Source organism: Azohydromonas aeria (assembly GCF_009760915.1).
Lineage (GTDB): Bacteria > Pseudomonadota > Gammaproteobacteria > Burkholderiales > Burkholderiaceae_C > Azohydromonas > Azohydromonas aeria.
Map to the genome: position 1 here is coordinate 11899 of NZ_VIDQ01000012.1, position 12384 is coordinate 24282.

Annotated in this window: 13 protein-coding genes; all 13 read right to left on the bottom strand. The window is 68.4% G+C overall.

The features are described from left to right. Positions 1–7: 7 nt before the first annotated feature. The 13 genes from FJ694_RS09410 to FJ694_RS09470 are packed head-to-tail and all read right to left on the bottom strand — an operon-like array spanning position 8 to position 12381. Entirely contained in the window at positions 8–676 is a 669-nt protein-coding gene (locus FJ694_RS09410) for an OmpA family protein (RefSeq protein WP_157266350.1), read from the bottom strand. A 12-nt stretch (positions 677–688) separates the two neighbouring features. After that, positions 689–895 (bottom strand): hypothetical protein, encoded by a 207-nt coding sequence (locus FJ694_RS09415; protein ID WP_157266352.1) that lies wholly within the window; start codon positions 893–895, stop codon positions 689–691. After that, entirely contained in the window at positions 892–1167 is a 276-nt protein-coding gene (locus FJ694_RS09420; protein WP_157266354.1) for a hypothetical protein, read from the bottom strand. The genes FJ694_RS09415 and FJ694_RS09420 overlap by 4 nt, the downstream gene beginning before the upstream one ends. A gap of 11 nt (positions 1168–1178) precedes the next feature. After that, positions 1179–3464 (bottom strand): type IV secretory system conjugative DNA transfer family protein, encoded by a 2286-nt coding sequence (locus FJ694_RS09425; protein WP_157266356.1) that lies wholly within the window; start codon positions 3462–3464, stop codon positions 1179–1181. After that, positions 3461–4486, bottom strand: a complete 1026-nt coding sequence (gene virB11 / locus FJ694_RS09430; protein ID WP_157266358.1) for a P-type DNA transfer ATPase VirB11 — start codon at positions 4484–4486, stop codon at positions 3461–3463. The genes FJ694_RS09425 and virB11 overlap by 4 nt, the downstream gene beginning before the upstream one ends. Before the next feature lie 12 nt (positions 4487–4498). Further along, positions 4499–5845 carry a TrbI/VirB10 family protein gene (locus FJ694_RS37080; protein WP_232539971.1) on the bottom strand — a complete coding sequence of 449 codons (1347 nt, stop codon included), beginning with the start codon at positions 5843–5845 and terminating at the stop codon, positions 4499–4501. Next, the gene (locus FJ694_RS09440) at positions 5842–6708 is read right to left on the bottom strand and encodes a TrbG/VirB9 family P-type conjugative transfer protein (protein WP_157266360.1); all 867 of its coding nucleotides are present in this window, start codon (positions 6706–6708) and stop codon (positions 5842–5844) included. The genes FJ694_RS37080 and FJ694_RS09440 overlap by 4 nt, the downstream gene beginning before the upstream one ends. Beyond that, entirely contained in the window at positions 6705–7421 is a 717-nt protein-coding gene (locus FJ694_RS09445; RefSeq protein WP_198320780.1) for a VirB8 family type IV secretion system protein, read from the bottom strand. The genes FJ694_RS09440 and FJ694_RS09445 overlap by 4 nt, the downstream gene beginning before the upstream one ends. Beyond that, on the bottom strand, positions 7418–8152 hold the full coding sequence (locus FJ694_RS09450; protein WP_157266362.1) for a TrbJ/VirB5 family protein: 735 nt from the start codon (positions 8150–8152) through the stop codon (positions 7418–7420). The genes FJ694_RS09445 and FJ694_RS09450 overlap by 4 nt, the downstream gene beginning before the upstream one ends. A gap of 41 nt (positions 8153–8193) precedes the next feature. Further along, on the bottom strand, positions 8194–9210 hold the full coding sequence (locus FJ694_RS09455; RefSeq protein WP_157266364.1) for a TrbL/VirB6 family protein: 1017 nt from the start codon (positions 9208–9210) through the stop codon (positions 8194–8196). Between the two features lie 12 nt (positions 9211–9222). Next, positions 9223–9621, bottom strand: coding sequence for a hypothetical protein (locus tag FJ694_RS09460; protein WP_157266366.1), 399 nt, complete (start codon positions 9619–9621; stop codon positions 9223–9225). Next, the gene (locus tag FJ694_RS09465; RefSeq protein WP_157266368.1) at positions 9618–12062 is read right to left on the bottom strand and encodes a VirB4 family type IV secretion/conjugal transfer ATPase; all 2445 of its coding nucleotides are present in this window, start codon (positions 12060–12062) and stop codon (positions 9618–9620) included. The genes FJ694_RS09460 and FJ694_RS09465 overlap by 4 nt, the downstream gene beginning before the upstream one ends. Beyond that, the gene (locus tag FJ694_RS09470) at positions 12052–12381 is read right to left on the bottom strand and encodes a VirB3 family type IV secretion system protein (RefSeq protein ID WP_157266370.1); all 330 of its coding nucleotides are present in this window, start codon (positions 12379–12381) and stop codon (positions 12052–12054) included. The genes FJ694_RS09465 and FJ694_RS09470 overlap by 11 nt, the downstream gene beginning before the upstream one ends. Between the last annotated feature and the right edge of the window lie 3 nt (positions 12382–12384).

Consider the following 12384-nt stretch of genomic DNA (forward strand, 5'->3'; position numbering starts at 1 on the left):
CGACCCCTTACTGAGCGGCCACGGTGGCGCGCTCGTCCAGGGTGGCGGGGCGGGGTGCGATGCGGTGCACCACGATCTCGACGCGGCGGTTCATGGCGCGGCCCTCCGCGGTGTCGTTGGGCGCGGCGTGGTCGCCTGCGGCCTGCCAGGTGGCGCGGATGCGCGAGGCCGGGATGCCTGCCTGCAGCAGCAGCGCCTGCGGCGCCAAGGCGCGCTGGCGCGCGATGGCAGCGTCCGTGGGGTTTTCCTGCTTGGCGTCCGTGCGTCCGCGAAGCTCCACCAGTTCCGCGCCGCGCGCCGCCTCAATCAAGGCGCGCTGCGCCGGCAGCGGGAGCGCCAGCCTCGTGCTGCCGGTGGGGAACGTGACGGTGTAGATGCTGGCGACTGCACCGGCGTCGAACACCGGGATGCCGCTTCCCCGCATAGCCACCGGCACCGGCTTCAGGCCCAGGGCCTGCGCCTCTGTGAGCATGCGCTGCGACGCCGCCTCGCGGCCTGCAATGGCGAGCTCAACGCGGGCGCGCTGCAATTCGGCTTGCAGCTTCAGCGCCTCGATGTGTGCGGGGTCGTTGGCGGGCGCGCGCGTGGATTCCTCGGCCTTCGGCGGCTTCGGCGTCGATGCGCAGCCGGCGAGCAGGGCGGCGACGCCCAGGGTGGTGATAAGGGTGGTTCGCATGTCGAATCCTTTTCAGCACACGGGGATGGGGCAGCCTCCGCCGATTGGCATGCGCTGCTGCATCTGTTCCACCAGGCGCATGTTCTGCTCGGTTTGCTCCAGCAGTCGGCGCAGCGAGTCGTGGTCGAGCGTGGTGGTGGTAGGTGTTCCGGGGCTCGCGCAGCCGGCGAGTGCCACGCATGCGGCGATGGCGGCCAATCCGCAGGTACGGGCGTTCATTGCTGCCCCTGGGCGCGCAGCAACTGGGCAACGCTGGGCTGCTGCGCTCCCATGCCGCTGCGCGTTGGCGCCGAAACAAGAAGGGCATCCGGGCGGTACACGCGGCACGCTGGGTTGTCGGCGATGGCCTGCGCGGTGTCGGGGCCGTAAGCGCCGCTCAGCCGCTCGAAGAACCTCCACACCAGTTCCTGGTCAGTCTGCGCTTGCTGATCCGTGGGGTCGCATCCATCAAGGCGCACCGGGCGGTGTCCGCAGACAAGGCTGTATCGCATCACGTTTCCTTTCAGAGCTGGCGGCCGTCCTCGGGCCGTTCGGGGGCAGAACCGTTGAGCTTTTGAACGTCGATCTCCGGCCACATGCCGGCCGGTTCGTCGGCGGGCGGCGTCGCGCGGCGCGCAGGCTTGACCACAGTGATGACGCCGTCGCCGTCCACGTTGATGCTCTGGCCCAGCGTGGTCTTGATCGGCGCCGGTGGCGCTTCGCCGCCACCTTTGGCCGGCTGCGCAGCGTCCGCGTTCTCAGTGCGCCGTGGCTTTCGTGGTTTGACGGACTGCGCCACCAGCTTCACCGTGCCGTCCTTGGCCACGTTGATGTCCAAGCCGATCGCGTTGGGCTCGGCGCGGGCGCGCTCCGGCTTCGGCGGCACCGGAGCCGGGGTCGGCTCGGCAGGCGGCATCAGCCGGGAAAAGAAGTCGCCCAGGAAGGCCTCCGCCTTGTCCGGCGGGGTGTCCGGCTCCATGGGCACCTCCAGGCCCGTGGTGTCGATGGCCAGGCGCTCCATGGGCATCTCGCGCACCGGGCCGTCCTTGTCCTCGACCGGGCGGTGGCGGAAGTCGGTGCGGGCGATGTGCAGGTCGATGTTGATGGGTTCGACCTCGACCCTGGCGCGCTTGCGCTCGACCATCAGCGGGTCCTCGTGCCAGCGCGCCTTCGTCGCTTGGATCGGCGGCACGTTCTCGATGAAGATGAGTTCGGCTTCCGCGCCCAACTCCTTCACCTCCTGCGGCAGCAACAGCGGGCGGTTGTGCTCGCTCTCGTTTGTGGAGGTGCTGCTGGAGCCGCCGCCTCGGCCGCTGGAGTGACTGCGGCCACGGCTTGCCTTTCGCACGGTGGTGGTGCCGAGGCGGCGCGAGATTTCCTCTGCATCCTCCTGCTCGTTGGGCGCGAAGCAGACGTGGCAGGCGCAGGCCGTGCGGATCGCGCGTGCGGTGTCCTTGCCGTAGGTCGCTGACAACTGCGCAAGGCTCTGGATGATGATGAGCAGCCGCATGTTGTAGCCCGGCATGAAGCCGATGCCGCGCGCGATCACGTCAATGCGCCCGGCTGCCGTGAACTCGTCAAGCACCACCAGGCACTGATACTTGAGAGCCGGGTTCTGGCTCGGCAATTCCTGCACGTTGGCATGGACCATCTGCGTCAGGAACAGGTTCAGCAGCAGCTTGGCCGCGGCGAGTTCGTCGAAGGGCATCACCAGGTAGACCGTCATGCGCTTCTTGCGCAGATCCGCAAGGTCGAAGTCGTTGGCGCTGGTGGCCGCATCGGTGACCGGATCGGCGAAGGCCTTGAGCGGGCCGGTGAAGGTGCTCACGATGCCGCTGAGGGTGTTGTCGGCGGTGTTGGCCAGGAAGCGGCCGAAGGCGGCGACGCAGTCGAAGGACAGCGGAGTGCCCGACTTCTCGCGCTCGTTGATGAGGCCGGTCAGGTAGTCCCGAAACGGCTTGCCGTCGCCGGCTGTCATGCGCAGCATCTGCCCGATCGTGCGCGGCAGCGCCGGCGTCTCCAGCAGGTACAGGCCCATCGCCAGGAACAGGTTCTGCGCCTGGTCGGCAAAGAAGTTGGCGGTGTCGGAGCCCTTCGAGTCGTCGCCGTTGGGGAAGATGATGTTGGCGAGCTTCTGCAACTCCGACACGCGCAGCCGGCCATCCGTGCTCACGTAGCCCAGCGGGTTGTAGCGGTGCGAGCAGCCGCCCTTGTCAAAGGGCGCGAAGACGTAGACCTCCTGGCCGTGCGCGGCACGAAAGCCGCTCGTGGCATCGCGCAATTCGCCCTTCACATCCAGGAACACCATGGAGTCGGCGAAGTTCAGGCCATTGGGTACGGCGATGGAGACGCCCTTGCCGCTGCGCGGCGGGGCGGCCACCAGCACGTACTGCTGGCCGTCGTAGGTCAGTAGCCGCTTGCCGCGCCGACCGACGATGATCCCCTTGCCCTTGAGCAGCTTGGCCCTGCGGATCTCGGCCTCGTTGGCAAACCGCGCGCTGCCGTAGAGCTCGCGCCGGCGCTGCGCCCCCTTCCAAAGCGCCAGTGGCGCGCCGACGTAGCAGAGACCGAAGGCCAGCAGCATGGAAGCGAGCAGCTGCTTCTTGTGCTTGGGGTCCTCGCCGTAGCGTTCCCAGTAGCGCGGCAGGCTGTCCCAGTCCGCGCGCGTCGGATTGGTCTTGTTGATGACCAGGAACGTCGCGGCTGAAAGCCATAGCGCGGCGCCGGTCAGCAGGATGACCATGAAGGTGCAGAAGCCGGCCAGGGCCACGGCCTTCGTGTCGATGGTGATGGTGGCCTTGGTGCTCATCGCGCACCCCCTGCGGCCAGGGCCAGCTTGCGCTCCGGGTCGTAGTCGATCTCGCGCACGTGGCGCCCGCTGCCGTCGGTGCCGAACTGCACGATCACGTCCACCGTGAGCTTGAGCAGCCGCATGACCTTGTCGTAGTCCAGGCGGGCGCCGCCCTCGCTCATCAGGATCATCAGCGCCAACTGCTCCCAGGCTTCCGCGCAGGAACCGGCCTGCAGCGAGGTCATGCTGCCGGGGTGGCCGGAGGCGGCCACGCGCACGAAGATCGGACATTCGTCGGCGCGCACCTCGGTCAGCAGGATCGTGTCCGGGCGCATGCGCAACGCAGCCTTGAGCAGCGCCTTCGGGGTCGCCTTCTCGCCCTCGCGCTCCGTGTCGGAGTAGAAGAGGTGGGCGACGTTCGGGTGAGCGGACATGCGCAGTTCGCGCACGCTCTCGATGGTGATGACGCGCCGGCTGTGCGGGATCAGCCCCGCGGCGGCCTTCATGATGAAGGTCTTGCCGCAGCCGGTTGGGCCGCTGAAGGCGATGGTCTTGCGCAACTCGATGGCGCGACGCAGGAACGCCCCGACCTTGCCGGCGCGCTTCAACTCCAGCAACTCGACCTCGTGCTGCTGCAGCGCGGGCGCGGCCGTCACAACCCGCGAGAACAGGCCCGACGCCTCCAGGTCGGCCATCGTCGGCTCGGTGGCCGAGGGCTTGCGGATGGAGATGGCGACGGTTTCGCGCGGCACCGCCGGCGGGATCACGAACTGCGCGCGCTCGTCATCTGGCAGGCTCACGCTGAGCACCGGGCTCGTGGCGCTGATGGACTCGTCGAACAGCGTGGCCGCGGCCTTGGCCAGGTCGTAGCACTGGTTGAAGTTCATCGCCAGTTCGCTGCGCTGCCAGCCCTGGCCGGACGGCAGCACGAACACCTCACCGGGGCGGTTGATCGCGATGTCCTCGATGTCGTCGCGCTCCAGCCAGGGGCGCAACGGGGTCAGCAGCCGGCGCACGGCCACTTCGTCTCTTGCAGACATGGGGGATGCCTTTCAGCGGGCGGGCCGCAGTGCGTAAACCGAGCGGAAGTCCACGTCGTGCCTGACGTAGACGCCGACGGTGTCGCCTTGGTTGGCGGTGAGGAGGGGCGGGATGTTGATGGTGGCGCTCAGCACCTGCTCGGCGAGCTTGGAGCTGGTGTCGGCCGTGCCGCCCAGCACCACGGTGGCGCCGCCACCGTCCTGCTTGTCGGCGATGACGACCTTCACGGCGTCGTCGATGAGGGAGAGCAGCAGGGCAGCACCCAGGCGCTCGCCCCAGCGGTTGTCCACGTGGCCGCCGAGCCCGGCTTCGCCCAGCGCGCCGGTGGCCGGCGAGTCCAGGTCCACGATGACGCTCTCGGGTGCGGGTGTGCGCACGCGCGTCCACAGCACCGGGATGCGCGTCATGCCCGGGCGCACGGACACCATCTTGTACTCGCCCTCCAGGATGCTTCCCTTGGGCAGCAGCACCACGCGCTTGTCGGCCCCGAACACGGCTCGCGAGGTGATGCAGGAGGCATTGCCGGCCGTGGCCGTGACCACGCGCGTGGTGAGCGAGCACGTGAAGGATGTGCCCATGGGCATCACCAGGCTGGAGTCGGGCAACTGGCGCGCGGTGAGCATGCTGCCGGCGTCTCGCGCCGACTCCGTCTCGGCCTGCTGCGGCGTGGCCGGCTGGCGCGGCGGCTGCGTCGGCATGGCCGCGTTCATCAGCCCCGGCATGCCTGCGCCCATGCCCGGCGTCGGCGCGTTCATGCGCTGCTGCACCATCTGCATCATGTCGCGCAGCCCGCGCTGGCGCTCCTGCAACTCCGCCTTGGCGGCGGCAAGCTCGTCCTGCGGCCCAGCGGTCTGCGCATCGCTCACAGCCCCGCCGGCGCGGCCCTTGGACGGCGGCAGCAGCATGGGCGCATCCATAGGGTCGATGACCCGCTTGGCCTGCGCGGGTGCGCCGCCACTGCGGCTGCGGTTGTCCTTCACGCCGATCGGCTCGATGCCGTCGTCAGCGTTCGGGTCGAGCTTCGGGATCTCGTAGCGGGCGGCGGCTGACGCTGCAGAGTCGGCCGAGCGGGGCGCCGGCGGCGCGAGGGCGCCGGGGTCGAACTGGCGGCTGGCTAGCGCTGCGGCCGTGCGCTGCGACTGCTCGCGCGCCTGGGCGTCCTCGGTGTCCTGCTGCTTCGTCAGCTTCCAACTGACGCCGGCAGCCAATGCAGCGACCATGCACAGCAGGCCTGCAGCGATGGCCACGGTTCGCTTGGACAGGCGCCGATTCGTCTCCGCGGCGAGGTTGGGTATCTCCAAATCCTCGTCGCCTTCGGCGCGCGCGGCGCCGGGCTTGATGCGGTTGATGTCGGTCACGGGTTGGCTCCTTGCTCGAACTGGCCGGTCTTGGGGTTCTTCACCAGGCGCTGCACGCCGTCCGCGGCGGTGCCGGCCACGGGTGCGCGTCCCTCCACGTCGAAGGCCTCGTTGCGCACCGCCACCACGGCCGCGCCCTGGCGCAGCACGAACTGGCGCACCACGCGGTCGAGCACGAGGAAATCACCCTCCATGCCGAGGTTCACGATCTGCTCCGACCCGTCGGGGTTGACCTGGAAGGCGGCAGGCACCTCGCGGTTGCCAGTGAACTGAACGTAGGTGAAGCGGCCGTCGTCGAAGATCGCGCGCGGGCGCAGGTCTTCGCTGCCCTTGCCCAGCGCCACCGTGTAGGCCGCGTTGCGCACCTCGGGCTTCAGGCGCATGCGCTGCTCGACGATGTCCTCGGGACGCGGCGCCATGGCCAGGGCGGCGGCCGTCATCTGCGCCACGCGCGCCTGCATCGGGTCCGGCGGGGGCGGCTTGCGCGCGAGGACGGTCACGCGCCGCGCCGGGCGAACGGAAAGGTCGAACTGCAGGCTGATGCTGCGCCGGTTCGTCACCACCTCCAGGGTGTTGGGCCGGTTCGCCGCCTTGCGCGGCTTGGCGAAGATGCGGCTGTCGCCTTCGCGCCACTCGATGCACCACGGATGCTCCGGCACGTCGCAGCTGGCGCCGATGCCGACCACCGCTGAGACGATGGTCTCGCCGGGCTCCAGTTGAATGTGCGTGGGCACGCCGACGGCGACCGGCACGCGCAGCACGGTACTGGGGTCGTATTCCACTTCACGGATGGCGCCGGCGTCCTGCGGCGCCGCCAGGGCGGTCTGCGCGGCCAGCACCGCAAGAGCCAGCGCGCCCCTCATGAGGTGGCCCCGGCGCGCGGGACGGTCGCGATTTCCGCATCCGTGCGGTAGGCAGTGACGACGAAGCCCAGCGGGTTGTCGAGCCGGTCCTGCTCCTTCATCGCGAGCTTGGGCCGGTACTCGTACTGCAGTGTGGCCTGGTAGCGCACTACCTGCGGCTGCGGGCGGTCGATCGCCGTCGTCACCAGGTCATAGGTCACCACCGCCTGCCGGATGCCGTTGAGACCCGGCACCTCGCCGGCCAGCCGCACGGCCGTGACCTTGACGCGGCGCTCCTCGGTGTCCTTGAGGCGTTCGTCAAGGCGATTGGGGCCCTCGAACTGCGCGTTGTAGGGCTGGAATACCTGCGGCGTGCTCATGCGCCCGACGGTCTTGTAGTCGGTCTGCAGGAAGCGCCAGGCGTAGGCCTCGCGCGCGCCGACGTATCGGGCGAGATGGTGCTTGTCGAGCGCGTCGTTGATCGGCACGGTGCGCTCGGTCAATGGCTGCGAGATGCTCACCTCGCCGGTGGCGCGATCGACCAGCACGGGGATGGTGACCTCCTGGCGCAGCTTGCCTTGCACGGCGATGCCGATGACGGCCACCGCGGTGATGGCCCAGCTCACCTTGGCAACCGTCCACGCGCGATGTTCGGAGCGCTCGCGCAGCAGTTGCTCGTCCACATCCCAGTTCGCGCTGGTGGCTGCTGCTGCAGCCTTCGTGTGCGCGCTCACGGCGCCACCCCGCCCCGGTAGAAGTCGGCGATGGACTTGCCCTCGCGCAGCATTGCGGCCGTGCGCTCCCGGCGCTGCATCTGCTCGATGCGCTCCCGGGCCTGGACCTGCTGGCCCCAGAGCAGCGCACGGGTCTGCTCCTGCTGGAGCATGGCCTGCTCGGCGTTGAGCCGGGCGATCATCTCCAGCTTGCCCGCCGGGTCCGTGGTGTGGCTGATCGCGTCCGTGAGGCGGTTGATGTGGACCATGCGTTCTGACGACTTGGCCAGCGCGCCGTCAATGAGCACCTGGTCCTGCCACGGCACCGAGGTGTCGCGGTCGCAGCCGGCGCGACGCGACTCCTCGATGAGCGTGCAGTCGAAGATGGTGTTGTTGTCGCGCAGTGCCTTCGCTGGCCCCGTAAGACCGGCGTAGCCGCGCCGCGCCGCGTCGGCAATGCGCTGTGCGGCGTCGAGGGGCACGTAGTTGTCGAAGTTGCCGTTGCGCAGCAGGCCGCCTAGAGCGCGCGAGCCGGTTTGCGCGTTGAGGGTGCTCTGCAGCGCCTCGATCTGCGTGATCTGGTGGCCGATTTGCGTGATCTGGTTCGCGGCATCCTGGATGAACTGCATGATGCTGTTCTGATGCTCGACGGCGCTGTAGACCGGGATGCCGGCACGCGCCGGCAGCGCCGTGGCGCAAAGCAGGCATGCGGCGGCCGAGACTCGGGCCAAACGGCCCTTGAGGGTTGACATGAGGGAACTCCTTTCTGGGGAGCGGTGAGGAAAGGGGTGTGTCAGCCGCGACTGCGCGAGGCAATGCGCTGGTAGAGGGGCTGGATGCCGGTGGCGCGGCCCACAGCGGAGCCGGCGCGGTAGGCGGCGCTCGGGCCCTTGCCGATGCTGTTGTCCGTCGGCGGCTTGGGGCCGCTGCTGCCGCGACCGCCAGCGCGCAGCATGGTCATCACCTGAGTGAACATCGCCACACCCATCTGCGCAGGCGCGCCGCCGGTGAGGCCTGTGACGAAGCCAGGCGACTGCCACATCACGACGCCGAGGCCGACGAAGATGGCGAAGTAGACGGCGGCCTCGCCGATCAGGTTGAGGGCGCCCACGTTGGCGCTCGCGGCGCCGACGATGCGGGTGTTCAGGTAGAGCGAAAAGCCGAGGCAGAAGAACGCCACCGCCGTGACCAGGACGATGCTGAAGAGGGAGCCGACCCAGTTGATGGTGAACCGGCGGGTGGACTCGAAGAGGGCCAGCATGATGAACAACGGACCCACGATCAGCAGAAACTTGCCCAGCAGAGTGGTCACCAGCACAACCACGAAGGCACACAGGATGAAGAGGGCGTTGCCGAGGGCGAAAAAGAAGATCGCGATGACGCCCCCGACCATGTCCTTGCCGAAGCTGATCTCCTCCCAGACACGGGAGACGAGCAGGCCCGCCTCCCGATCGAAGGCGTCCAGCGCATCCCAGGCATTGGTGATCGAGGCCATGCCGGAGCCACTGATCTGGAACAACTGGATGAGGCCCAGGCTCGCGTTGTCGAACGTCCTGGCTGCGTAGTTGTTGTAGGCCGCCGTGGTCGCCAGCGCGACGATAAGCATGTTCCGCACAAGCTTCCATGCAAATGTCTGGATCGGCTCCTGTACTTCGCCGCGGTGCACGGCGAGCCCGTATAGGAACACCCAGAGCGTTCCCGCCGTGATGGCCATGGGTGTGAGCCAACCCATCAGGATCGTGATGTTGTCGGCCACGAAGGTCTTTAGGGCGCCATCCACCTCGCTACCCACTACCGCAATGAGTCCCATCGTCGCCTCCTGCTATTGCTGATAGGAGCCCGCCGGCAGCGGCGAGTAATAGTCGCGGCAGCCGGCCGCGGCATCGCGAGTCGGGCAGGTGCGCCACTGGCCGCCGACCTTCAGAACCCAGGTGCGCATCCGCTTGTCTCGGCCGGGGACGTACTCGCGGCAGCTGCTGTCCACCCACAACTGAGGACACTCCTGCCAGCCCCGCTCGGTCTCGATCAGGAAGCTCGGCCGCAGGTAGCCCGTGGTCCAGATTTCCTCCTTGGGGCGCGGCGGCGACTTCTTGAGCCACTTCGGACCCGGCGGCTGCTCAACCACCACGCGCCCGTCAGGCATGGTGCGCACGGCCTCGTTGGGGATGCCGGCGTGCGTGGCGGCGCAGGCCGCGAGCAAGATGACGGGGGAGAACTTCACTTGGCACCTCCAGAGCGTTGCTGCGCCTCGCGGGCGCGGATGCGGGCGAACAGCACAGGCATCCAGGCATCGGGGTCGTCGCCGACCTCGGCGCGGATCTCGTCGAGCAGCCGGACGTTGTCCTCGCTGCCGGAGAGAATCCACAGGTGCTCGTCCATGCCGGACAAGTCGAAGTCGGCGATGCAGCTGGCGTTGCCCTGCTTGAAGAAGAAGCCGCGCCCGCCGTTGTTGCCGAGACGCTTGACGACCGCGTACTCGGCCGGCGTCAGGCGCAGGCCTTCGAGGTAGGCCTTGGCGCTGGCACTGGGATCGTGGAAGCAGATGATGCTGGCGGCCTGCGTCACCAGCGTGTCGCCGGTCATGTCGTTGGCCACGTCGCCGGGCTCCTGGGTCGTGAATACCGGCAGGCCGTTCTTCTTGCGAACGGTCTTCGCCTTGTCGTGCGCGAAGGCTGCGAGCACCGGGTCCTTGAGAGGCTTCCACGCCTCCTCCATCACCAGCATCAGCCGGCGGCCGTCCGTCTTGCTCTCGACGAACTGCAGCAGCGCCATCAGGATCGGCGTGCGGATCTCGACCTTGGGCAGGAACTCGGTGTAGTCGAAGCCCGTCACCGGCTCGTTCGGATCGAGGTCGTCGGGCGCCTCGTCGAAGACCCAGCCCAGCTGCTTGCCTGCACACCAGCGCTCCAGCCGCTCCTGAATGCCGTTCTTGCCGAGGCAGCCGAACAGTGTGGAGACGCCGCGGTCGGCCACCGAGAAGTCGGGGCCGAACAGGGTGTCGATCGCGCGCGCAAGATCCTTGCGGTCCTCGGCCGAAGGCATCCAGGTGGCGTCAGCGACCATCGCCAGCACCAGGCCGAATAGAAAGGCGCGGTGCGCCGGCGAGTCGGCCCACTGGAACGGGTTGATCCCCGTGGGGAAGCCTTCGGCCAGGCGCTTGTAGTTGCCGCGCATGGCGCGCAGCACGATCTCCAGGCTGCGATCCTTGTCCAGCACCACGATGTCGGGCGCCGGGTTCCAGCGCCGCGACTGCAGCAGGAAGGCGCCTTCGAGCACAGTTTTGCCGGTGCCGTTGGGGCCCAGGATCAGCGTGAGGCCCGGGTACTTCTTACCCTCGCTGGCCTCGCCCGACGGACTCTTGTGCAGGCTGATGCACAGCTTCTGGCCGTTGAGGGCCTTGGTCAGCAGCAGGGGGTCGCCCCAGGGGTTGCTCAGACGCTTGCCGCTGTAGAAGCCGTGACCGGCAGCCATCGCCGCGAAGGCACCGGCACTCAAGTGCGCCGTGCGCGGCCTCCAGCGCATGTTGCCCGGGCACTGCGCCCACCAGACGCGGTCGGCGACGAGGTCACAGCGGGCGAAACGGATGCCGGTGCTTTCCGTGATGGCGCTGGCGAGCTTGGCGGCGTTGGCGCGCGAGGCGTGCGGCGTGTCGCCGAACACGGCATACGACCCGTGCACCTCGCCCCACTTGCCGTGGCCATCGGCTGCCTCGGAGATGGCCCGGTCCATCGCTTCGATCTGGCCTGTGGCGGCATCCTCGGCCGCCTCCATCTGCCGCTTCATCAGCTTGAGCTTTTCGACGGCGTCGTGCCGCGACAGCGGCGCAAAGCTGAGCGTCTCGATGTATTCGACCGACTCGTAGAGCGCGTCCGACAGCACACCCGGCTCCACGACGCCCTCGCCGAAGTCCACCGGCTCCAGCATCGTGGCATAGCGTTCGCGCTCGATTCCACGCAGTTCGCCGGTGCCACCTCGAAAGGACGCGCGCACCACCGCCAGGCGCCGATGCAGCGAGCCCTGCCCGGCGCGCACCGGGCTCCAGAAGCCGTTCACCAGCAACCCAGCGAACTCGCCGAACTCGGTGAAGGTGATGCCGTCACGCTCCACTTCGCCCAGGCGCCGCGGCTTCCAGGCGTGCAGCATGCGCTGCAGCACAGCCGCGGCCTCCTCGAAATCAGCGTTGTCCTGAGCCTCGTCGGCCTGGATTTGCTCCCGGGTGCGCGGCGCATGCACCGGCATGCCGAGGAAGCCACGCTTCGTGGCGCGGCGCGGGCGCATCAGGATGGTGACGAAGATGCGGTTGGAGCGGAATGGCATGGACTGCAGTCGCGCATTCCAGTCCTCGTTGAAGACCGTCTCGTACTTGCCGCCGGGCACGGGCGCCAACAGGTCGCGCTCGAAGCACTGCCAGCGTGTCTCGTACACCGCAAAGCGATCGTCAAGCGTGGACAACCAGTTCTTCTTGACCTGGTGCGGAGCGTCGATCGCCACCTCTTCGGCCGTCTCGAAGGGAATGGGCCGCATCAGTTCCCATGTGCCCACCAGGTCGCCGTGGCGAGTGCGGTTGATGTGGGGCGTGAGCATCCGGCCGAACGGAATGAACGCGGGCGATGCCACCTCGCGCCGCGCTGAGGCCCAGCGCCGCGGTTCGTCAAAGGACATCGCGGCCTCCCTCGTGCGCCACGGGCGAGTAGGACCGGGCGCCGCCCCACAAGCCGCGGTTGCGGTGCATGAGCTCCAGTTGCGCCCACATCAGCCACTGGCTGCAGCGGTGATCGTCCTTCTTGGTCAGTTGACGCATGCGCGCCAATGCCGCCACGGTGAGGGCCGTCGTGATGCCCAGCGGCCATCCGGTCGAGAACAGATAGCCGCTCCAGGCGCCGACAATCGCGCCACCGCCGCCAACGAGCATGCCCGGCAGCAGCGGCACCCCCAGGAAGATCGGCGGGCGCGTGGCGCCCTTGTAGATGACCTCCTGCATGAC

Excerpts from the sequence above, each read along its gene's own strand:
- FJ694_RS09420 (WP_157266354.1), bottom strand. The coding sequence starts at position 1,167 with ATGCGATACAGCCTTGTCTGCGGACACCGCCCGGTGCGCCTTGATGGA.
- FJ694_RS09465 (WP_157266368.1), bottom strand. The coding sequence starts at position 12,062 with ATGTCCTTTGACGAACCGCGGCGCTGGGCCTCAGCGCGGCGCGAGGTG.
- FJ694_RS09415 (WP_157266352.1), bottom strand. The coding sequence starts at position 895 with ATGAACGCCCGTACCTGCGGATTGGCCGCCATCGCCGCATGCGTGGCA.
- FJ694_RS09440 (WP_157266360.1), bottom strand. The coding sequence starts at position 6,708 with ATGAGGGGCGCGCTGGCTCTTGCGGTGCTGGCCGCGCAGACCGCCCTG.
- FJ694_RS09455 (WP_157266364.1), bottom strand. The coding sequence starts at position 9,210 with ATGGGACTCATTGCGGTAGTGGGTAGCGAGGTGGATGGCGCCCTAAAG.
- FJ694_RS09425 (WP_157266356.1), bottom strand. The coding sequence starts at position 3,464 with ATGAGCACCAAGGCCACCATCACCATCGACACGAAGGCCGTGGCCCTG.
- FJ694_RS09410 (WP_157266350.1), bottom strand. The coding sequence starts at position 676 with ATGCGAACCACCCTTATCACCACCCTGGGCGTCGCCGCCCTGCTCGCC.
- virB11 (WP_157266358.1), bottom strand. The coding sequence starts at position 4,486 with ATGTCTGCAAGAGACGAAGTGGCCGTGCGCCGGCTGCTGACCCCGTTG.
- FJ694_RS09470 (WP_157266370.1), bottom strand. The coding sequence starts at position 12,381 with ATGCAGGAGGTCATCTACAAGGGCGCCACGCGCCCGCCGATCTTCCTG.
- FJ694_RS09450 (WP_157266362.1), bottom strand. The coding sequence starts at position 8,152 with ATGTCAACCCTCAAGGGCCGTTTGGCCCGAGTCTCGGCCGCCGCATGC.